Source organism: Cardinium endosymbiont cBtQ1 of Bemisia tabaci (genome assembly GCF_000689375.1).
GTDB lineage: Bacteria > Bacteroidota > Bacteroidia > Cytophagales > Amoebophilaceae > Cardinium.
In genome coordinates this window covers 108,613-129,537 of the sequence record NZ_CBQZ010000001.1, presented here as the reverse complement: position 1 = coordinate 129,537, position 20,925 = coordinate 108,613, and the positions used below count along the sequence as shown (strand labels likewise).

The window sequence follows — 20,925 nt, the reverse complement described above, 5'->3', positions numbered from 1 at the left end:
ATTTTCATACATTCATTATAGAATCCGTTGGTAACTTGTTTTTTATTTTCATTTCGAAAATTTAAAACACAAGGGAGCTTTTTAAGCTTTTCTTTACTGCCTAATTCAGAAGTGATATTGTTAACGATGGCGTTGGAAAATGGATCTATCAAACTAAAAAGAAGGTTATGGGTGATTGCACAGGGATTCTATTTTTATCAATTAAATATGAGTGTATTTCCTATGGTACTAGATTTTTACCAAAAGAAATTCGCAAGCAATAAATAATAGTTATCATGCATACAAAACATACATCGTACTTTAAATCTTTCCATATTCCATCAGGAATAGCCATCTGTTGTTCATTAATGACTTCCTCTTGTAACCAATTAACTAGATATGGTATGAATAGTAGTAGCAGTGAACAAGATTTAGCATCACATACAGAACAAATACAAATGAATTTTGTACCTACTGCATATTTCTGGAATTCTCTTCATATTGCAGCAGAACAAGGTGATATACAAAAGGTAAACCAACTATGTTCAGACCCACGTGTTGATGTCAATAAACAAGATGACCTTGGTGACACGCCACTTCATCTTGCAGCAGGAAAAGGCCATATAGAAGTAGTCAGAAAACTACTATCAATGCGTAATATTGCGGTAAATAAGGAAAATATTTTTGGTGAGATTCCTCTCGATTTAGCATTAGACAATGATCATGAAGAAGTGGTTGCATTATTATTAGTATATGGTACTGATAGCAGCCAATAAAAACAATACATAAGTAATCATTATGGATATAAAAAATAAATTAGCGTTTAAATCTGTTCTTAAGGTATCAAGAATACCTATCTGTTTTTTATTGACTACTGCTTGTAATCAATTAACTAGATATGGCATGAATAGTAGTAGCAGTGAAGAAGATTCAGAATCAGATACAGAGCAAATAGAAATGAATTTTGTACCTACTGCACATTTCTGGGATTCTCTGCATATTGCAACAGAAAAAGGTGATATAGAAAGGGTCAACCAACTATGTTCAGATTCAGGTGTTGATGTCAATACAAAAAATGACTTTGACAACACCCCACTCCATCTTGCAGCAAACAATGGTCATATAAGCGTAGTCAGAAAACTACTATCAGTTACTAACATGGTAAATGAGGAAAATGTTTTTGGTAAGACTCCCCTTGATTTAGCATTACAAAATGGTCATGAAGAAGTAGTTGCACTATTACGATCAGCTGGTGCAGTTAGTAGCCAATACAAACAATAGATAAAACCATATCAGATCATAAAGCTAATCAGTCAGTAAAGACTGCTTCCAATGGTAACTTGAACAGTTACCATTATAGAATAAATCAATTATAGACACAAGCGAATCAATGTAATGCCCACCCCCCACAAGCTTTTTCTACTAGATGGTATGTCACTGATCTATAGAGCGCATTTTGCGCTTGGAAAGGTAGCTACTACTACGGCACATGGCATTAAAACAGGGGCTATACTCGGCTTTGTGAATACCTTGGTAAAGGTACTGCAAGAAGAGAAGCCTACCCACCTGATCGTTGCCTTTGACGGAAAAGAAAAAACCTTTCGACATGAGCTATTTCCCGCCTATAAATCCCACCGGCCAGCTCAACCAGAAGAGATCTCTATAGCCATTCCATACATCAAAGCCATTCTAGAAGGGTTTGGTATTGTATCGATAACCGCTAATGGGTATGAGGCGGATGACCTACTGGGTACATTAGCCAAAAAGGCAGCGATAATGGGATGTACGACCTACATCATGTCCACAGACAAAGACTTAGCTCAGATGGTACAATATAATATTTACCTCTATAAACCGAGTAACAATGGCCAAAAGTCAACTATACTTGGTGAAAAAGAAATCTTAGCACAATGGGAAATTAGTAGACCTGAACAAGTAAAAGATATTTTAGCATTAGAAGGAGATCCTTCTGATTTTATTCCAGGCATTCCTTCTATTGGGAAAAAAACTGCCCGAAAGCTTATAAAAGAATTTGATAATCTTGAAAATATATTGGCACATAGCCATGTACTAACGGGTAAGTTAAAAGCAAACCTTATCCAATATGCAGATCAAGGTATACTTTCCAAACAACTGGCTACCATTCGAACAGATGTGCCCATTACGCTAGATTTAGAAAAATGCCATTACCAGGTGCCCAACAAGGACAAATTAGAATCTTTATTTACTTTACTGGAATTTAAGCAACTTAAGGAGCGGTTATTTGGTAAACCAAACCGAGAAAAAGAACACAACCCAATGGCTGGTTTATTCGATCCTATCAACCCCATTGCGCACAACCCAGAAGATGATTAGTCTAATGATCATATCCTCGATAGGCAAGGGAATCCTACTCAGTTAATCAACATGAATCGTATAAGGAAGGATGGCTTGTACGCCACAGGGTTTAGATAGCAATTGGTAATGATTCAGTATAGGATATTCTTGCACTAAGGAATGAAGTACTTCCATTTTGATGTTACCACTAGTATAGTTTAGCAACTGTTCTAGTTTTGTTTTAGGACGAGGCAAATAACAAACACTATATTTGTGGGTTAACTGGGCCAAAGCAGCGGCTTTAGCAATAGCTGCTTCCAGTCCGCCGAGCGCATCGACTAGGCCATTGCTTTGAGCCATTGCACCAGTATATACCCTACCACCTGCTAATTTTTCCACAGAGGCCAGATGCAGCCCACGCCCATTGGCAACTTTACGTAAAAAATCATCATAACCTTGTTGCAACATTTTATATATAAATCTAGACTCCTGCTCAGAACAACTTACCCTAGGTTCTAAAAAATCTGCAGAAGGAGCTGTCTTTACCACATCACGGTAGATACCTATTTTATGCATCAATGCAGTGGGATCAAATAGCATACCAAAAATACCAATCGAACCTGTAATGGTAGTAGGTTGTGCAAAAATATAATTACATGGGGCAGCAATATAATACCCCCCAGAAGCAGCCACGTTAGACATAGAAGCGACAACTGGCTTAACAGCTTTAAGTTCCTCTATTGCTTTCCATATAATATCTGAAGCGGCTACACTCCCCCCTGGTGAATGAATGCGCAATACTACGGCCTTTATATTGCTATCTTCTCGAATAGCCTTTATCGTTTTAATAAAATCACGGGCACCTATATATCCGATACCACTGGATCCATCCACAATTTCGCCTTCAGCGATTACAACGGCAATTTGATTGTCCGAGTTAGATGCGCTTTCTGAAGTGGTATAATGGTTATAGTTGATAAAAGAAGGAGATTTTAGTTTTTCTTTTAACAAGCTTTTCGCATCTGTTGCATAGCCTACCTTGGTAATTAAATTGGCCCGAAGGGCATCATTGGGAAGTACTGCTGAAAGATTATTGGCATGGGCTTTTAGCACTGAAACTGCTATACTTCTAGCACTACCTACTTTAGTTAAAAAGTGATCATACATAGAGTCAAGGTATGCCTTTGTTTGATTTTTACTTTCTTCACTCATTTTGGTCAAACAGAAGGGCTCCACCGCATCCTTACAGGCTCCAATACGAAATATTATAGGCCTTATAGAAATATGCTCAAAAAGTTTTGTATAGAAGTCAATCGTTGCAGATAAGCCTTTGAATGCCAAGAAACCACTAGGATTTAGAATAATTTCATCTGCTACAGACGCTAAATAATAGGACTTTTGGGTAAAATTATCTCCATATGCGATAATGGTTTTACCTTGCGCTTTAAAAGCCAACAAAGCTTCCCTTATTTCTTCTAAAGTAGCCCAGCCGCTATATAAATAAGATAAATCTAAATAAATAGCGCGAATACGATTATCGTTGGTTGCTTCATGAATGGCCTTTGTAACTTTTTTAAAATTGACTGTTCCCTTATTAGATCGAAATAATCCATTCGGCATCTTTTCAACCACTCGGCCCTCCATATTGAATGATAGCACTGAATTACTTGCTACTTCCCTGATATCCGTAGCAGTTAATTTTGAAAAGACAAAAAGAACTATATAGAATAAAGATAATAAAGAGATGAAGCATCCTACAGCAATGGTAAATACCTGTTTAATAAAAGATTTTATCCCCATTTTGATTATAAAAAAGTCTATTGCGTAATAGCTGGAGCGCACAAAACGGGCAAAGAAATGTATTGTATAGTCCTATAGTATACGGTACGGTTTGTACGTTTGGTGCGCTAGGGTGGGCCTGCGTGGACTTGAACCACGGACCTCTACATTATCAGTGTAGCGCTCTAACCAACTGAGCTACAGACCCTAAAATCTATTAATTTTTTACAGAAAATATTGGCAATACAAGCAACAAAAAAACAGACCTATTAGGGCCAAACCTATTATAGGGTTTCCATAAATCATCTAAACTGGATGGCAACAGGACTAAAGAATCCTATTGTACCGGATAAAGACCTTTTATTTAATGCTAAAAAATTAGTTAAGTGCACCAACACAACTAAATTACGTATATATTCTGTATATAGCCAATAAATAGCTATAATAATATAGTTATTTTAAGCTACTTTGTACCATTGCTGAGCGGCAGCAATCTTTTTATCCATAGAAAATACTAAATTTTAAGCGTAGATTTGTAAAAGATCGCCAACCACCCCTAAATTTCCTTTTTAGTAACCCACCAACAGGTGGGCACAAAGATTAAATTCAAAGAGCTAAAAACATATTCACCCTATTTATGTTACAAATTGGCAACTGTTTATTAAGTGGTTTTCCACTTTTACTGGCACCCATGGAAGATGTTAGTGATCCTCCTTTTCGTGCCATATGCAAGGCACATGGGGCAGATCTGATGTATACGGAATTTATTTCCTCTGAAGGACTGATTAGAGATGCTGCTAAAAGTATAAAAAAATTGGAAATATATGAAGCAGAACGTCCTATTGGGATACAAATTTTTGGCGATGTTATAGAAGTGATGCGGACTGCTGCTGCTATTGTAGAAAGGGCGCAACCCACTTTATTAGACATCAACTATGGTTGCCCTGTTAAGCAGGTAGCTTGTAAAGGAGCAGGCGCTGGTATTCTTTTAGATCTTCCTAAGATGCAGGCAATGGCGGCAGAAATCGTCAAACAAGTCTCCATTCCTGTTACCGTCAAAACGCGATTAGGATGGGACCATCAATCGATTAAAATTTTAGAAGTAGTGCAACGTCTTCAAGATGTTGGCGTACAGGCTGTAACCATTCATGGAAGGACCAAACAACAAATGTACAAAGGATTAGCAGACTGGAGCTATATTGGAGCGGTAAAAGCAGATCCGAGTATTCATATTCCTATTTTTGGGAACGGAGATATTGACAGTCCTACTAAAGCGGTTGCGTATAAAGATAAATATGGGGTAGATGGCATTATGATTGGCCGTGCCAGCATTGGCTATCCTTGGATTTTTAGAGAAATCAAACATTATCATGCAACAGGTAACCTCCTCCCTCCTCCTACCCTAGCAGAGCGGATTGAAACTGTAAAAAAACATTTGACCCATGCTATAGCGTGGAAGGGAGAACGAACGGGCATATTAGAAATGAGGCGCCATTATGCCAATTATTTTCGAGGTGTGACTGGGATAAAACAGTATCGATCTAACTTGGTAACTGCTAATGATTGTAAGACTATAGGTGACCTACTAGATGAAATGATGCAAAAGAGATCTGATGGAGACTAGTTTCTACCGGTGCTGCCATGGCCTCCCGATCCCCTATCGGTTTGGTCTAGCATCGGTACCACTGTCCAACGAATCGATTCATATTTGGCAACCACGAGCTGCGCAATTCTATCTCCATCTTGTACGACAAAGGGTTGATCAGCGCAATTGATAAGCAATATTTTTATTTCCCCCCTATAGTCTTCATCAATTGTTCCGGGACTATTTAAGACTGTAATGCCATGGTGCAATGCCAATCCGCTACGTGGCCTTATTTGCGCTTCATAGCCTTGTGGTAAGGCAATAGAAATACCGGTAGCAATCAGCCTCCTTTGTAGAGGAGCCAATGTAATGGGAAGATCAATAAAAGCACGCAAATCCATTCCGCTAGCCCCTAATGTAGCATAAACAGGCAATGGATGGTGTGAGTGGTTAACAATGTTAACGTTCATACAATACCATTTATCTTTTACTTTTTACAGCAACTTTACAGAATAAGACCGTTGCCATAGAAGGAGAACAATGTATAAACATGAGTTCTGGATTTATTTAACTGATTTTCATCTATTTAAATAAATAATACAACTAGTTTTTTTACTGAAAAATAGACGTTTTATCTACTATTATCACGAACCATACATTATAATAATTTGATAATCATATATATATAATACGTTTATATACAGCTATATTTTATATATATTTTGTATATATAATATAAAACTGATAATCAATAATAAAGAAACAATTTAATCCAGAACTGACGTTATAACAGATTTATTAAAAAAACTGATTATCAATTTTTTAAATAAGCACAACAGTACTTACTTTTGTCTTTTTAGTGCTTTTTCTAAAAGGGTAACGCATGATGCATAACCAAATTTTTTGGCTACATCAAGGGCAGTCTCACCATCGTTATTTTTTGAATTAATATCAATTCCTCTCGTTCCAAGTAATAAATTAAGCGCTTCTACATGATTATGGAATATTGGCAAAGTAAGAGGTGTATCGCCATTAATATTTTTTACATTTAATTGAATACCTGGAACCTTTAGTAAGATTTTTAGTACCTCTACATCACCAAATGATGCTGCATAATGCAGCGGAGTCGAACCATCTGTATCTCTTGCATTAACTTCAATACCTGGAGCGTTTACGAATAGGTTTACCACTTGTGTATCGGCAAATCGCACTGCATAATGCAGCGGAGTCGAACCATCTGTATCTCTTGCATTGACTTGAATACCTGGAGCGTTTAGTAATTTTATAACCTCTGATCGACAACCTTTTTGCGCTGCATGATGCAGTTTAGTACAACCAATATCATTTTGTTCAGATTGTGCATTGTTAAGGAGTGTATTGCTCGATGCTTCTTTATTTTTATTGGAATCAAGAGCAGTGGTAGTTGTATCATTACTAGGACATTTTGCAGCTACAGATGAAAATAATAAAATTGAATAATATATTTTTTTCATATCTCTAAATATAATTTATGTCTATTAAAATGTTATATGGAAGAATACAGAGTCAGAAAATAATATATAAAAAATTTTGGATAATCGATATACCTTAAACTTTTAATAAAATTTAATCTAGGTTTTTTACTCTAAAAATTTAAAAACCTATTACAATGGCCTTAGCATACATTTTATACCTATTTTACAATAGATTCAAAGTGGCTTGCAAAGGCAAGTAGCTTGGCTTCTTCAAAATAATTACCAATCACTTGGATACCAATGGGTAAATCCTTTTGATCTACACCATTTGGCAAAGAAATAGCTGGTAGGCCAGCTACCGATGCCAATACCGTATAGAGATCGCTCCAATACATGGATAAAGGATCACTGACAAAGCTATTTACCTTAAAAGCAGTAGTTGTAGTGGTAGGCAGTATGATAAAATCATAATGGCTCAAGATGTCTTGCATGGCTTTTTTAATCATGTTACGTACTTTTAATGCTTTAATGTAGTGTGTTTCACACTGAGATGCACTGAGCACAAATGATCCAAGCATAATCCGTTTTTTCACTTCCTTAGCAAAACCTTCTGTTCTGGTCTTTATATAGACCTCTTCTAAGGTTGTAGCATGGCTACTTCGGTAGCCGTAACGAATACCATCAAAACGAGCAAGGTTCGTGCTTGCCTCTGCATTGACCAATATATAATAAGTTGGTAGGGCATATTTGAGTAATTCAAAATGGACATTGTCTACTTGATGTCCCTCTTTTTTTAACCGTTCTAGCCCATGTAATGTATGGTCTTTTATTTCTGGCTGTAAACCTCCATGGCTAAGTGTTTCTACTAAACAGGCTACTTTATAACGACCTGAATGATGCAATACACTAGTATAAGAGGGCACCTCCCTAGCCGATGCAGTGCTATCAAATGCATCAGGTCCAGCTATTACTTCCAGCACACTTGCACAGTCTTCTACTGTATGGGCTAAAATGCCAGCTGTATCAAAGGAAGAAGCATAGGCAACTAGACCATGCCTAGAAATTCTACCATAAGAAGGTTTCAGACCTACAAGGCCACAAAATGCAGCCGGTTGTCTAACCGACCCACCTGTATCCGTTCCAATCGAAACATGACACATTTTTGCCTTTACGGCTGCTGCAGATCCACCTGAAGAACCACCGGCAACTCTTGTTGTATCTAAAGGATTTAGTACAGTACCAAAATAAGCATTCTCTGAAGAAGAGCCCATGCCAAATTCATCACAATTTTGATGGCCAATAATCAACGCATCAGCTGCCAAGAGCCGCTCCGTAAGGGTTGCATGAAATGGAGAAATATAATTGGTCAAAATTTTACTACCAGCCTGTAATGGATGATCTTTGTAAGCAATCATATCTTTTAATCCCACCACCATCCCTGCCAAAGGACCTCCTTTATTTTGTGCTATTTTTTGATTGACTAAAACAGCCTTTTCTATTATTTCCTCATCATAAACATTCACAAAGGCATTTAAATTTTTTTGTGTTTCAATATGTTGCAAGAGCTGATCAACTACTTGCATAGCAGTAACTTTTTTTGATGCACATAACAACCGAAGTAGGCTAAAAGAATAGGCAGAATGGAGCATATAAAAGAGAAAATTATAAAAATAAAAATTAAGGTTTCTGAAAATCAATCTGCTCTTTAAGACCTTGGCAATCAGTGAGTGCTATTTCTACTGAACCTACTGCTAGATTAACTTTCAATTTTAGAGGAACTTTGTTGGCATCGTCTGAAATATATGCTTCTACTGGGCGCTCTCCGGAAAATATACTATCCTCAATAGGCACCAAGGGTGCAAAAACCAACGCGGATGTTTTGCCCAATTTGGTCTCAATCTTCTTTCTTCCAAGAAATAAAATGCCAACATCTTTATAAATCTGTTGGTCATACAATACAGTGACCGTAAGCTTATCACCTGGTTTTAGTTTTGTAGCATCAATAGAACGCAATGCATAATAACCACTGATTAAGTCTTTGATGTTTTGAACACTAGAGAGGGGATGATAGGTAACTTCAGGTTCCATATTATGGGTACCTTCAGCCACTTCTACCCTGGCTTGATTGGATGCGTAATCAAAATCAATTTGCTCTTGTCTTACATAACCATTTTCTTGAAGATGGGTGACACATCTATGTGGCCGCAGTAGATTCGAAAGATCAGCTTCTAAATAACTTTCCCATGTGTCCAACACTTTAAACCCTAAAACAGCCAATGCATTACTAGAAACACCCTTTACTTGAACTTTATAGCAAAGGTGTCCATTTAGCTTATGCAACTGCTCATCTACATACATGGTAGCAGTACCCGCATGGATAAAACTGTAACAAACTTGATACTCTAACCGTTCCCCTAGAAGAAAAGGAGGTTGAACTGTGCCAGCAGCTTTAGCATATATACCACGTAAAAAAGTACTCATTAGGCAACAGACAAAAAACTTCTTTACATATCTTATTACCACCATACCCATCAAAATATTAGCTTAATTAGAAAAATAACTAGTTGGTAAAATGTATAATTTTACAACAAAAAAAACAGTTGACCAAATAAAATAGACAAGAGGTTAGCAGGGAATCAAGCTATTCATAAAATAAAAAGCTAGCAATAGGAAAAAAAGAGATAAAAAACTATCTTGGCTAAGTCCTCAATGGGGGCTATACTATAAGTTGATGTAATCAATACTATAGTCAATACTTTCAAACAGCTAACAGCTATAATATATTTAAAAAAATGAATTTAAGAAAATATCCTAGTCATACGCTTGCACTGCTTCTTTTCTGTGGATCTACCTGTAACAATCAATATATCAGTCAAGAAGAAGAGGGGTACTACACCCAGAACGACTTTCAGCTGAGTAGAATAGAATCATTCGAAAAAACAATTTCTATACTAGAATCACCTGATGTGATTAGTGATTTTAGAAAAAAGTTAGAAAATAGAACGAAGAAATGGTGCATAACTGATACAGAAGAAAAACCAGATGAGCTTTGGAACAATTTTTTTAAGGAAGAAATAGAAGAAAAAATAATAAAAAAGCTGCAACAAAACCACAGTATCGATACTAACCTTCTGGAAAGCTACTATGATTGCCTCGGGAAACTGTTCAAAGCGCCTACAAAAGAAAATGAAAAAGAGTTAACCGCCTCAATGAAAAAGCTACAAGCTAATACTACGCTAATGCAAGCATTTAAAACTTGTATAGCAGAAAAATATGGTAACCCAAAAACCATTAAGCTTACTAAGACCATACTAGCATACCAAGAGTGTCTATATTTCATACAAAATAAGCCAGAGAGCAATTATATGCTGCATAATAAGCTAAACAGGCTTCAACGTTATTTGGTAAAATGGAAAAAAGATGGGCATAAAACGGGGCAACAACTATGGCAATCAATCCAGGAAGAAAAACAGATAAATAAAGTACTACATAGCGCTAAGCTCTATAAATATGAAAAAAATAAAAATGCGATTGCAACGAGCTTAAGGCTGCTTGATCAATTGGCCAATGATCTGTATAGTTTAAGTTATGAAGATTTACTATCAACATTACCGCATGGCATTAGCAAATTAAATGGTATTTTATGGGAACTAGAATTTAAAAAAATAGATGACATCAAATTACTAACGAGCTATCTTAAACCTATAGGAGATTTTTACAGTAGTATGAATATAAATATATACCAATATTAACGGATTGAACTATAATGTATTATTGGTATATTTTTTGCGCCTTGTAAGGGTTGCATGGTATGCCATGCAGGTGAAATTTCAATCTATACAAGTATTTCATTGCCATATGCTTTATCCTTTAGTAACGGGCTTTTAAAACAGTATAAAGCCGCCTCCAGCCATGGATAAAATTTATGATTTATTAAAAAAACATTGGGGCTATACTTCCTTTAGACCTTTTCAAGAAGCAATCATTAAGGGTATTTTAGATAGCAAAGACCTATTGGTTTTTTTACCTACTGGAAGTGGAAAATCGCTTTGTTTTCAATTACCAGCTTTACGGAAAAGAGGTTTGACCTTAGTAGTTACGCCCCTTATTGCGCTTATGAAAGATCAAGTAACACAACTTACGCAAAAAGGTATTCAAGCAGAAGCTATTTTTTCAGGGATGTCTAGTTTGGAAATAGAACGAAGACTAGATAATTGTGTATATGGTACGGTTAAATTATTGTATGTATCCCCAGAACGCTTACAGACTGACCTCTTTAAACTGCGTGCGGCTACTATGGCTATTACCACCTTAGTAGTAGATGAGGCCCACTGTATTTCACAATGGGGATACGATTTTAGACCCTCTTATTTAGAAATTGCCCACTTTAAGCAAACGATTCCAAAGGCCAATACGGTGGCCTTTACAGCTACTGCCACTAAAACGGTTAAACAGGATATTCAAGATTGTTTGCAACTAAACCATCCTCTTCTTTTTGCACAAACTTTTCATAGGCCTAATCTAGTCTACTGGGTACGCAAAACAGATCAAAAAGAAACACAACTACTAAAGGCATTACAACAGAGTACTGGACCAGCTATTATTTATGTAAATACACGCAAAAAAGCAGAAGCCATCGCTACCTTTTTGCAAAAAAATGGTATTACGAGTGCATTTTACCATGCTGGTTTAACGACGACTGATCGAGCTACAAAACAAGCTTTATGGAGCGAAAATAAAGTACGAACCATGGTTGCGACAGCTGCTTTTGGTATGGGGATTGATAAAGCAGACGTTTCCTTAGTAATGCATTTAGATCTACCTACTTCCCTAGAAGCCTATTGTCAAGAAGCAGGAAGGGCAGGTCGCAATAATGCTACAGCCTACGCTATTCTTTGGTATGATGGACAAGACATTGCACATTTAAAACAAAAGTGGAAAGAAAGTTACCCTACTATTGATCAAGTTAGAAAAGTTTACCAACATTTGGTTAATTACTATAAAATCGCAGTAGGCTCTCATGCTTTCGTTACCTATGATTTTGATTTAGAGGACTTTAAACAAACAACTGGTCTGTACGCAAAAGAAGCCTACTATGGCATCAAAGCATTAGAGTCAGAGGGTTTTATACAACTTAACGAAGCCTATTACCAACCTTCTAGAGTCTATTTTTTGCTATCTAGGGAAGCATTGTATGCGTTTCAACTTCGTCATCCGGTTTATGACTTATGTATTAAAGCCCTTTTAAGGCTCTATGGTGGTACACTGTTTACACCGTATTGTAAAATTATTGAAAAAAAAATAGCCCAGTTTATCCAGCTTACGGAATACAAAATAGCGGAGCAATTACATGCCCTACATCGACTCAAGATTCTAGAATACCTTCCACAAAAAGCCAGTCCACAAATTACTTTCTTAACACCACGTTATCTTGCCGCTGAATTGCCATTGCCTATTCATAAAATTGAGCAAAAAAATAAAATAGCCTATCAGCAAATAGAAGCTGTTATACAATATGTTACGAACGATCGATGGTGCCGCTTGGCTACATTATTAGATTATTTTGATGAAGCTGAAACGACTTGCAACCAATGCGATATTTGTAAAAAAAAGAGAACCGAAGCTATAAACCATTCTGTGATGCTAGAAGGCCGCGATTACATCATGGATGCCATTAGAAATGGCAAACAGGACCTTAAAAAGATAATAGAAACAGTTGATTATGATAAAGAAAAAGAAATCTTACATATTATAAGAACAATGCTAGATGCAAAAGAAATATATTATCAAAAGCCTGGCCAACTACAAATCAATGAAGCTTCAAAGCCGCTACATGGATAAGCTTCATGCTATCTGTTGAATATATAATAGAAGTGGCCTACTTTTTTTGAAAAGCGGATAAAATCCACCCCCCTCCTATTACATCTTCTTCTTCATAAAAAACAGCAGCTTGACCTGGTGTAACCGCATGTACACCGGTACCAAAAAATACATGCATTTGATTACCTACCTGCTCAATTACAGCAGGGGTGCCAGGATCATTATACCGAACTTTGGTAAGGGTATCCAACTTCTTACCTTTAAGGTCTATATATTTAGATAGATTGAGTTGGTGTACATACATACCATCTCGAAGCAACTGATCAAAAGTACCCAACACTACTTGATTCGTTTCCTTGCGTATAGCTGTTACATATACTGGATAGCCTAAAGCAATATTCAATCCTTTACGCTGACCAATGGTATAAAAAGGATATCCTTCATGATGGCCGACCACGGTACCATCTTCTAAGATAAATGTACCACCTTTAACCCGTTCTTCTAATCCAGGAAGCTGTCGTTTTAAGAATCGACGATAATCATTATCGGGAATAAAACATATTTCGTATGACTCAGACTTATGCACCAAGTCGGTAAAGCCACGTTCAGCAGCAAATGCGCGAATAAAAGATTTTGTATACCCACCCAACGGAAGTAAAGTCCTACTTAGACTTTCTTGAGAAACGCCCCATAGGGCATATGATTGGTCTTTCTTACCATCTAATCCCTTAGAAATAATATAACGGCCTCCCGATGGGCGTACTTTTGCGTAATGACCGGTTGCTAAGTAATCACAATTTAATTTATTGGCACGTTGTAAAAGGGCATCCCATTTAATATGGGTATTGCACAATACGCATGGATTAGGGGTTCTACCAGCCAAATATTCAGCTTTAAAATGGTCAATTACATAGCTACCAAATGCTTCCCTTATGTCTAAAACAATATGAGGAAATCCCAACTCAACCGCTACATTCCTGGCATCATTGATGGCGTCTAAACTACAACAGCCCGTTTCTTTTTTTTTACCACCACTAGTTGTATAATTCCATGTTTTCATGGTAATACCTACTACTTCATATCCTTGCTCATGTAACATTACAGCCGCTACAGAACTATCTATGCCACCACTCATGGCTACTAATACACGGCCTTTTTTGCTCATCTAATCTAGTTAAACTTTAAATCTATTAAAGATATTATATAATTTAGGGGACAACAAGCTCGACTATTTAGTAGATTAAAAAAAGGTGATACATACTTATCTATTACCTGTAAGCGATATATAGTGCCTATAGGCAACAGATAAGCATAAAATAGCTAATGCGACAGCAAGCGACCCAAATAGTGTTCTTTGGTTATAAAAGAACGAGGTTATGGGCCAACCGCAATACGCTTGAATGCGGTAACGGTTAAAGATGGTGCAACCGTTTGAAGGTATTGGGCAACGGTTAACTTAGTATTTTTCACAAATGGCTGTTGCAACAGTGTATTTTCTTGAAAAAACTTATGTAACCTGCCTTGTGTTATTTTCTCTACTTTATCATCCTTATGCCCCTCATTTATAACTTGTGCATGGATAATAGCGGACTCCCTTGCTACTATAGCAGGGTCAACTTGATCTTTATCAAGTGCTACTGGTGCCATGGCAGCTATTTGCATAGCTACATCTCTACCTGCAATGCGCACTTGTTCACCTTGCGCACCTTCTAATCCTACTAGAACGGCTAAACGGTTACCAGTATGGATATAAGCAACTGTTGTTTCAGCTGTCAAGGTTTCATAACTGGAAATGGTAATTTTTTCACCAATGGTACCAGTAGATGCCACAATAGCTTCTTGGACCGTTTGATTGCCCAATGGTAAAGTTTGTAAATCCTCTATAGAGGTAGGCCTGTGTGCTACTGCAACTGCTAAAATAGATTGACCCAACTGCAAAAACGATTCGTTTTTAGCTACAAAATCTGTTTCACAGTTCAGCACCAACAAAAACGAGACCTTATGATCCAAACCCACAGCAGCAAAAGCAGCTCCTTCACTTGTATGATATGTAGCACGATCTACAGATATTTTTTGCCCTTTTTTTCTAAGAAAATCAATTGCTTGTGTAAAATCACCCTGTGCTTCCATCAGGGCTTTTTTACAATCCATCATTCCTGCACCTGTTTTTTGTCTTAGTGCAGCTACATCCTGCGCGGTAACGACCATATGTTATAAAATATTCAAATGAGGTAATAGTTATTTTTACTTTTCGGGTTGATCTTTAAGGGATACGGTAGGGGTTACGTCTTTTCTGTTAACTGACTGATCTTTAAGGGAGGCAGTAGCCTGTACTACTTTTGTTTTAGCTGCAGGAGTAGAAAATTTAGACCGGGAAGAACCTTTTTTCTTGATTACCACACCTTGCACTACTTTTAGACCTCTTTCAGGGACTACTTTATTAGCTGAATGACCAACTGCTTCTTCTTGTTGAGGGATGGTTGCTGCTTTCTCTTTTTTATAGGATTCTACGCCTTCTTTAATTGCATCAGCAAGATAACGCACTACTATATCGACAGAACGGCATGCATCATCATTACCAGGAATAGGAAAATCAACTATATCTGGATTTGTATTGGTATCTACAAGCGCAAAAACTGGAATCCCTAATTTTCTGGCTTCCCTAACAGCAATATGTTCTTCCTTGATATCAATTACAAACAATGCAGAGGGTAGCCTAGTAACATTTACCAATCCCTGCAATATTCTATTAAGCTTTTCTTGCTCCCGCGCAATAACCAATCTTTCTTTTTTGGCCAAACTTTTGTAGGCAAGTGTATGCATATTTTTCTCTATGGTAAGCATACGCCTCAATAACTTTCGCGTATTTAGAAAATTAGTCAGTGTGCCACCAAGCCACCGTTCTGTAACATAGGGCATACCTAAATCTTTCGCAGTCTGCTCTACAAAAGATTTAATCTGCTTTTTAGTAGCGACAAAGAGAATTTTTTTTCCAGCTTGCGCGATTGCATTTAGTTGCAAAGAAGCTTTCTGCATACAGTCTATCGTCTTATTTAAGTCGATAATATGTATGCCATTTTGTTTCATAAAAATAAAGGGAGCCATCTTAGGATGCCATTTTCTAGTCAAATGACCAAAATGGACGCCGGCATCAAGTAGTGCTTTAAATTCTAATTGCATCATTATGGGTAATAAGAAATAATAACTGTAGGCTTAACGTTTGGTAAACTGGAATCTCTTTCTGGACTTTTTATGACCATATTTCTTACGCTCCACGACCCTAGCATCCCTAGTTAGAAAACCTTCTTTCTTTAGTATAGGTCTATTGTTTTCTAAGTCTAATTTGCAAAGTGCCCTAGCAAGACCCAAACGAATGGCCTCAGCTTGGCCACGCATTCCCCCACCGGTAACATTAATCTTTAAATTATACTGGCCTACTATATTTAACTTTTCCAAAGGCTGCTGAACGATTAAGCTAATTTCTTCTACTGGGAAATAACCTGTAAGCGACTTATGATTAATGGTAATAGCACCTGTCCCTTTAACAAGATATACCCTAGCTACGGCGGTCTTTCTTCGACCTACTGCGTTAACTGTTTCCATCCGTTAATGATTAATATTTTAGAGTAATCGCGGTTGGTTGTTGAGCCGCATAGGGATGAATAGATGATGCACAAACATGTAAATTATGGAGCAACTTTCTTCCTAATCTATTTTTAGGCAACATTCCTTTTACCGCATGTTCTATTATACGCTTGGGATTCGAAGCTTGAACTTCTTGAGGCGTAGCATGCTTTAATCCACCGGGATAGCCTGAATAAGTGGTATAGATCTTTTCTCTCCATTTATTACCTGATAAAGCTACTTTTTCGGCATTCAAAACAATTACATGATCACCCCCATCTAAATGAGGGGTAAAATTAGTCTTGTGTTTACCACGAATAAGGTAAGCAACCTGGCTAGCCAACCTACCTAACGGCTGAGAGGAGGCATCAACAACAACCCATTGTTTATTGACACCCTGCTTGTTCGCATATTTTGTCTTATAACTAATATAATCCACGCTTTTTAAAGAAAAAGTTGAACCAACAAAAAAATTTTGAGGACGGTAAAGAAAAATAACTAACAGGTTCAAATATACTTTTTTATTGTGTAAAACACAAATAGAAAGCCATCGAACCAACCTATAATAGCTCCTGATAAAGGATACTACCGCACAACTACTTCTGTAAAGGAATTCAAAGATAAGTATTTTTGTGCTAAGTTTCTAACTTCTAAGGGGGTTATATTGCGTACATGATGGTAAAATGCAGTATAATAATTTTGATCTAAGCCATGAAGATAGGCTCCTTGAAATTTTTCCATGATTGAAAAGGGATCGTTAATCATAGTTAAAAAATGACCTAGTAAGTAATTTTTAACATTTTCCAAAGCCTCTTGGGAAACTTGTTCATTCTGTAATATTGCAATTTCTTTATAAATCTCTTGAATGGTTTCTTCTGTGACTGCTTGGGCTACCTCTGTGGTAATAACAAGATAACCAGCGTGTAACAACGCAACTATACTCGAGTGAATGGCATAGGTATAGCCTTTGTCTTCCCGAATATTTTGTACCAACCGCGCACCAAAATACCCACCTAAAAGGGTATTGACCACCATCATTGGTAAAAAATCTGCTTCGTTTTTAAGGAACAACTTTTTACCGATTACAATAGCAGACTGAAGATGTTTTCCATCCACTATATGGACTTTTTCAGGAAGATGATCAGATGGGACGGATACTACTTGTAAGCTTTTTTGATAAGGTAAACAGGCTAAGGACTGTTTAATAGATGCTAAGGCTGATGGAGTAACTTGTCCACTAACAAAAGCAGTACAATCCGAAAAAAAGAGCTGTTTATAATGGTGGTGTAGATCTTCCGGTTGAATTTGATCTACATCTTGTAAGGTTAGATGTCTACCATAGGGATGTGATACTGTGAAGAGTGCCGTACAAAATCGCTTATAGGCTACCTGATGGTTCTTTTTATCAGCTATTTGAATAGCCTGTACTTTAAGATGCTTTAACCGTTGGAGTGATTTCTCAGGGAAACTAGGGATTAATAGAATCTCTACCAATAAGTCTAAGAGGGGATTAAGATGGCTAACAAGCGTAGAAAGCGAGAGGATACAAAAATCTTTCTGTACACGCGTACCAATGGTTGCACCATAATAGTCAATGATATGGGCAATCTCTTGACTGCTTTTTGTTGTGGTTCCCTCTAATAACATAGCAGTTGTAAAATAGGCAGCACCAGGTTGTAATGCATAGCAACTACCAGATTTAAAAATGAGCTCTAACTCTATAATGGGTTGAGTGCCCATGTTTAAGACATAAAGGGGAACTTGATTTTGAAGTAAGTGGCTTTCTGGCCATGGAAAACAGATAGGATCAATTTCTTTAAACGGTGGTGGAATGGTTCTATCGAGCATAAAAAATAGACTTAAAATTTATTACATTTAGAATGGACAACGCACATAAAGGGTAGCTCTTTTCTACGCAACTTATTGGACTACAAACAAAAGTACAAAATCAATGCGATGAAACGATATAAGCTTATACTTTATATACTATGAAAGCATTTATAGTTGGATTATTGGATTTACTTTTTCCTCCTATATGTGTAGGATGCAATGATAGACTTGTACAGGGAGAAACTTTGATCTGTACGGTCTGTTTTAACGGATTTCCAGAAACAGATTCCCATACATTAATAGATAATGTTACGACGAATCATTTTGTAGGTAAAGCCTCAATAACCTACGGATTTGCGCTGTACAGACTAAGAAAGAAAAGTCATCTTGAACAGGCACTATGTGCAATGAAGTATAAAAATCAACCGAAAATTGGCTATATATTAGGACAACGTTATGGTAATATCTTAGATAAAGCGCCTATCATGGAAAGTATCGATGCTATTGCAGCAGTTCCATTACATCCCAAAAGATTTAAAGAACGAGGCTATAACCAAAGTGATTTTTTTGCCAAAGGGCTTTCTGATGTATTAGACATACCTTTATATGAAGGATGTATAGAACGAATACGCTATACGCCATCCCAAACAACCAAAAACAAAAGTGAACGCATCACCAATCTTCAAGGTGCCTTTAAAGCAAGGGACCCGGATCTACTAAGAGATAAACATATCCTATTGGTAGACGACATTCTCACTACGGGGGCTACATTAGCCTCTTGCACGAATACACTTTTAGGAGCAGGTGCAGGAAAAGTAAGTATTGCAACCATAGCAATAGTAGAATCTTAGCTGTAAAACGGGATATTTAGTCTTAGTAAGAAGTGGCATAGTGGCACGAAAAATGGGCATCATTATAATTAGATCCTTTGAGATAAGGGAAAAATCTATACAAAATCAATTACAGAACGCCAGAGAACCAATAAGCTTAGGTATAGATTTTATGCTTGACCAGAAATTGTTTCAGCAACTACTTCGTCTACAACAGAAGTAGTTTTTTTCTTTTTCCTACGCCGAGGAGTCTTAACGACCTTGGTTTCTTTTGTGTAGATATCATTGTAATCTACTAATTCAATCATACACATAGCAGCATTATCTCCAGCACGATTGGCTAACTTAATGATGCGTGTATAACCACCTGGACGTTGTTCAATCTTCTCAGCAATATGATTAAAGAGCTCTTTTACAGGTACTTTATCTTGAAAATGAGAAAAAACAATTCTTCTAGCATGCGTAGTATCTTGCTTTGCTCTAGTAAGAATAGGTTCAATAAATGAACGCAATACTTTCCCTTTAGCCAAAGTAGTCACAATACGCTTATGCATAACAAGGGACTTGGATAAATTCATAAGCAATGCTTTTCTATGACCTACAGGCCTACCCAGCCGATTAATTTTATTTCTGTGCCTCATTGATTTATACTAATACAATTTTACTTAAAATGTACTACAGAATTAACTTTAAATAAAAACTATCCATCTAACCTATATCTAGAGAGATCCATACCAATCTTTAGATGCTTTTCTGCCAAAAGTTGATCAATTTCATCACGTGACTTACGACCAAAGTTTCTAAACTTCATAGTATCAAAATCTTTTACTGTCACAAGATCTTCTAAAGTTTCAATACCTGCTGATTTAAGACAATTTAATACACGAGAAGAACACTGTAGCTCACTAATATGGGTTCTAAGATCTTTCTGCATGGCCACTGTTTCTTCATCTAATATTTGAACTATTTCATCATCTGGTGATTGCACAACAATTTCCTGACCAGATAACAAGTTAAGGTGTTGAATCATTAACTTAGCTGCTTCCCGAACGCTTTCTTCTGGACTTATAGAACCATCTGTTTTTACTTCAAATGTCAATTGCTCATAATCGGTACGTTGCTCCACACGCATATTCTCAACACGATACTGTACACTTACAATAGGAGAAAAGATGGCATCAATAGGAATAAGATCCAAGATTGATTCTTTAGGTTTATGCTCCTCAGCTGAAAGATAGCCCCTATGCTTCATTATATGAAGTTCTATATCAAAAGTGGCTGATGAATCAAGCCTACAAATCAATAAATCTGGATTTAAAACTTCAAAAAAAGAAGTAGCTTCTGCAATATCACCTGCACGAAACTCAGGTTTACTAACCCGAACAGAAATAACATCATTGCCACCTTCTAAAATTTTCTTTAAGCGGACTTGCTTAAGGTTTAAAATGATTTCTACTAAATCTTCTTGTACCCCTTCAATCGTAGAAAACTCATGACGAACACCAGGAATTTTAATGGAAACAATAGCGTACCCTTCTAAAGAAGATAATAATACACGCCTAAGTGTATTACCAATAGTAGTACCATACCCCTTTTCAAGTGGACGAAAACTAAAAATACCATGAAAAGAATCAACTTGCTCCACAAATATTTTCTCTGGCATTTGAAAGGCTAATAAGGACATATAGAATCTTTATTTGATTTAAAA

20 protein-coding genes and 1 tRNA gene are annotated in these 20,925 nt (G+C 36.8%); 7 read left to right on the top strand and 14 right to left on the bottom strand.

All coding sequences use genetic code 11. The annotated features are described in order from the left end of the window. Positions 1–275: 275 nt before the first annotated feature. The 3 genes from CHV_RS00660 to CHV_RS00650 all read left to right on the top strand — a co-directional run bounded on the left by CHV_RS00660 (position 276) and on the right by CHV_RS00650 (position 2,334). Positions 276–755: an ankyrin repeat domain-containing protein gene (locus tag CHV_RS00660; protein ID WP_084303071.1), complete on the top strand. Its 480-nt coding sequence runs from the start codon at positions 276–278 to the stop codon at positions 753–755. 22 nt (positions 756–777) lie between these two features. Further along, positions 778–1,260 (top strand): ankyrin repeat domain-containing protein, encoded by a 483-nt coding sequence (locus CHV_RS04615; RefSeq protein ID WP_051602107.1) that lies wholly within the window; start codon positions 778–780, stop codon positions 1,258–1,260. A 114-nt stretch (positions 1,261–1,374) separates the two neighbouring features. After that, on the top strand, positions 1,375–2,334 hold the full coding sequence (locus CHV_RS00650) for a 5'-3' exonuclease (RefSeq protein ID WP_084303070.1): 960 nt from the start codon (positions 1,375–1,377) through the stop codon (positions 2,332–2,334). A 42-nt stretch (positions 2,335–2,376) separates the two neighbouring features. Here the strand turns inward: CHV_RS00650 and sppA are convergent, their stop codons facing one another. Both sppA and CHV_RS00640 read right to left on the bottom strand, forming a co-directional pair. Continuing rightward, entirely contained in the window at positions 2,377–4,095 is a 1,719-nt protein-coding gene (gene sppA, locus CHV_RS00645; protein ID WP_034576411.1) for a signal peptide peptidase SppA, read from the bottom strand. Between the two features lie 113 nt (positions 4,096–4,208). After that, positions 4,209–4,282 (bottom strand) — tRNA-Ile (locus CHV_RS00640). A gap of 429 nt (positions 4,283–4,711) precedes the next feature. Here CHV_RS00640 and dusB point away from each other — a divergent pair. Continuing rightward, on the top strand, positions 4,712–5,698 hold the full coding sequence (gene dusB, locus CHV_RS00635; RefSeq protein WP_034576409.1) for a tRNA dihydrouridine synthase DusB: 987 nt from the start codon (positions 4,712–4,714) through the stop codon (positions 5,696–5,698). Here the strand turns inward: dusB and dut are convergent. The 4 genes from dut to CHV_RS00615 form a co-directional block, all read right to left on the bottom strand. Further along, complete coding sequence (gene dut / locus CHV_RS00630; protein WP_034576408.1) at positions 5,695–6,129, bottom strand: dUTP diphosphatase; 435 nt, start codon at positions 6,127–6,129, stop codon at positions 5,695–5,697. The genes dusB and dut overlap by 4 nt on opposite strands. A 372-nt stretch (positions 6,130–6,501) precedes the next feature. Next, on the bottom strand, positions 6,502–7,152 hold the full coding sequence (locus CHV_RS00625; RefSeq protein ID WP_051602106.1) for an ankyrin repeat domain-containing protein: 651 nt from the start codon (positions 7,150–7,152) through the stop codon (positions 6,502–6,504). Positions 7,153–7,331: 179 nt separating this feature from the next. Continuing rightward, the gene (gatA, locus tag CHV_RS00620) at positions 7,332–8,762 is read right to left on the bottom strand and encodes an Asp-tRNA(Asn)/Glu-tRNA(Gln) amidotransferase subunit GatA (RefSeq protein WP_034576406.1); all 1,431 of its coding nucleotides are present in this window, start codon (positions 8,760–8,762) and stop codon (positions 7,332–7,334) included. Between the two features lie 28 nt (positions 8,763–8,790). Continuing rightward, positions 8,791–9,594 carry a DUF3108 domain-containing protein gene (locus tag CHV_RS00615; RefSeq protein ID WP_165393837.1) on the bottom strand — a complete coding sequence of 268 codons (804 nt, stop codon included), beginning with the start codon at positions 9,592–9,594 and terminating at the stop codon, positions 8,791–8,793. Positions 9,595–9,905: 311 nt separating this feature from the next. Here CHV_RS00615 and CHV_RS00610 point away from each other — a divergent pair, with 311 nt between their 5' ends. Together CHV_RS00610 and CHV_RS00605 are read left to right on the top strand one after the other, a co-directional pair. Next, positions 9,906–10,865 carry a hypothetical protein gene (locus tag CHV_RS00610; protein WP_034576402.1) on the top strand — a complete coding sequence of 320 codons (960 nt, stop codon included), beginning with the start codon at positions 9,906–9,908 and terminating at the stop codon, positions 10,863–10,865. A 160-nt stretch (positions 10,866–11,025) separates the two neighbouring features. After that, on the top strand, positions 11,026–12,954 hold the full coding sequence (locus CHV_RS00605) for a RecQ family ATP-dependent DNA helicase (protein WP_034576401.1): 1,929 nt from the start codon (positions 11,026–11,028) through the stop codon (positions 12,952–12,954). Between the two features lie 37 nt (positions 12,955–12,991). Here the strand turns inward: CHV_RS00605 and mnmA are convergent, their stop codons facing one another. The 6 genes from mnmA to CHV_RS00575 all read right to left on the bottom strand — a co-directional run bounded on the left by mnmA (position 12,992) and on the right by CHV_RS00575 (position 18,405). After that, on the bottom strand, positions 12,992–14,098 hold the full coding sequence (gene mnmA, locus CHV_RS00600; RefSeq protein WP_034576398.1) for a tRNA 2-thiouridine(34) synthase MnmA: 1,107 nt from the start codon (positions 14,096–14,098) through the stop codon (positions 12,992–12,994). A 209-nt stretch (positions 14,099–14,307) separates the two neighbouring features. Next, a complete protein-coding gene (gene tsf, locus CHV_RS00595; RefSeq protein ID WP_034576396.1) occupies positions 14,308–15,141 on the bottom strand; it encodes a translation elongation factor Ts in 834 nt (277 codons plus the stop codon). A gap of 36 nt (positions 15,142–15,177) precedes the next feature. Next, positions 15,178–16,116 carry a 30S ribosomal protein S2 gene (gene rpsB, locus CHV_RS00590; protein ID WP_034576395.1) on the bottom strand — a complete coding sequence of 313 codons (939 nt, stop codon included), beginning with the start codon at positions 16,114–16,116 and terminating at the stop codon, positions 15,178–15,180. A gap of 30 nt (positions 16,117–16,146) precedes the next feature. Next, the gene (gene rpsI / locus CHV_RS00585; RefSeq protein WP_034576393.1) at positions 16,147–16,536 is read right to left on the bottom strand and encodes a 30S ribosomal protein S9; all 390 of its coding nucleotides are present in this window, start codon (positions 16,534–16,536) and stop codon (positions 16,147–16,149) included. A 10-nt stretch (positions 16,537–16,546) separates the two neighbouring features. After that, a complete protein-coding gene (gene rplM / locus CHV_RS00580; protein WP_034577018.1) occupies positions 16,547–16,996 on the bottom strand; it encodes a 50S ribosomal protein L13 in 450 nt (149 codons plus the stop codon). A gap of 146 nt (positions 16,997–17,142) precedes the next feature. After that, on the bottom strand, positions 17,143–18,405 hold the full coding sequence (locus tag CHV_RS00575) for a M16 family metallopeptidase (protein WP_034576392.1): 1,263 nt from the start codon (positions 18,403–18,405) through the stop codon (positions 17,143–17,145). A 140-nt stretch (positions 18,406–18,545) separates the two neighbouring features. Between CHV_RS00575 and CHV_RS00570 the strand changes: the two genes are divergently transcribed. Continuing rightward, entirely contained in the window at positions 18,546–19,238 is a 693-nt protein-coding gene (locus CHV_RS00570) for a ComF family protein (RefSeq protein WP_034576390.1), read from the top strand. A gap of 149 nt (positions 19,239–19,387) precedes the next feature. Here CHV_RS00570 and rplQ read toward each other — a convergent pair whose 3' ends face one another. Continuing rightward, positions 19,388–19,858, bottom strand: coding sequence for a 50S ribosomal protein L17 (gene rplQ / locus CHV_RS00565; RefSeq protein ID WP_034576389.1), 471 nt, complete (start codon positions 19,856–19,858; stop codon positions 19,388–19,390). A gap of 59 nt (positions 19,859–19,917) precedes the next feature. Continuing rightward, positions 19,918–20,901 (bottom strand): DNA-directed RNA polymerase subunit alpha, encoded by a 984-nt coding sequence (locus CHV_RS00560; protein WP_034576388.1) that lies wholly within the window; start codon positions 20,899–20,901, stop codon positions 19,918–19,920. Positions 20,902–20,925 lie beyond the last annotated feature (24 nt).

Excerpts from the sequence above, each read along its gene's own strand:
- CHV_RS00660 (WP_084303071.1), top strand. The coding sequence starts at position 276 with ATGCATACAAAACATACATCGTACTTTAAATCTTTCCATATTCCATCA.
- CHV_RS04615 (WP_051602107.1), top strand. The coding sequence starts at position 778 with ATGGATATAAAAAATAAATTAGCGTTTAAATCTGTTCTTAAGGTATCA.
- CHV_RS00650 (WP_084303070.1), top strand. The coding sequence starts at position 1,375 with ATGCCCACCCCCCACAAGCTTTTTCTACTAGATGGTATGTCACTGATC.
- sppA (WP_034576411.1), bottom strand. The coding sequence starts at position 4,095 with ATGGGGATAAAATCTTTTATTAAACAGGTATTTACCATTGCTGTAGGA.
- dusB (WP_034576409.1), top strand. The coding sequence starts at position 4,712 with ATGTTACAAATTGGCAACTGTTTATTAAGTGGTTTTCCACTTTTACTG.
- dut (WP_034576408.1), bottom strand. The coding sequence starts at position 6,129 with ATGAACGTTAACATTGTTAACCACTCACACCATCCATTGCCTGTTTAT.
- CHV_RS00625 (WP_051602106.1), bottom strand. The coding sequence starts at position 7,152 with ATGAAAAAAATATATTATTCAATTTTATTATTTTCATCTGTAGCTGCA.
- gatA (WP_034576406.1), bottom strand. The coding sequence starts at position 8,762 with ATGCTCCATTCTGCCTATTCTTTTAGCCTACTTCGGTTGTTATGTGCA.
- CHV_RS00615 (WP_165393837.1), bottom strand. The coding sequence starts at position 9,594 with ATGAGTACTTTTTTACGTGGTATATATGCTAAAGCTGCTGGCACAGTT.
- CHV_RS00610 (WP_034576402.1), top strand. The coding sequence starts at position 9,906 with ATGAATTTAAGAAAATATCCTAGTCATACGCTTGCACTGCTTCTTTTC.
- CHV_RS00605 (WP_034576401.1), top strand. The coding sequence starts at position 11,026 with ATGGATAAAATTTATGATTTATTAAAAAAACATTGGGGCTATACTTCC.
- mnmA (WP_034576398.1), bottom strand. The coding sequence starts at position 14,098 with ATGAGCAAAAAAGGCCGTGTATTAGTAGCCATGAGTGGTGGCATAGAT.
- tsf (WP_034576396.1), bottom strand. The coding sequence starts at position 15,141 with ATGGTCGTTACCGCGCAGGATGTAGCTGCACTAAGACAAAAAACAGGT.
- rpsB (WP_034576395.1), bottom strand. The coding sequence starts at position 16,116 with ATGATGCAATTAGAATTTAAAGCACTACTTGATGCCGGCGTCCATTTT.
- rpsI (WP_034576393.1), bottom strand. The coding sequence starts at position 16,536 with ATGGAAACAGTTAACGCAGTAGGTCGAAGAAAGACCGCCGTAGCTAGG.
- CHV_RS00575 (WP_034576392.1), bottom strand. The coding sequence starts at position 18,405 with ATGCTCGATAGAACCATTCCACCACCGTTTAAAGAAATTGATCCTATC.
- CHV_RS00570 (WP_034576390.1), top strand. The coding sequence starts at position 18,546 with ATGAAAGCATTTATAGTTGGATTATTGGATTTACTTTTTCCTCCTATA.
- rplQ (WP_034576389.1), bottom strand. The coding sequence starts at position 19,858 with ATGAGGCACAGAAATAAAATTAATCGGCTGGGTAGGCCTGTAGGTCAT.
- CHV_RS00560 (WP_034576388.1), bottom strand. The coding sequence starts at position 20,901 with ATGTCCTTATTAGCCTTTCAAATGCCAGAGAAAATATTTGTGGAGCAA.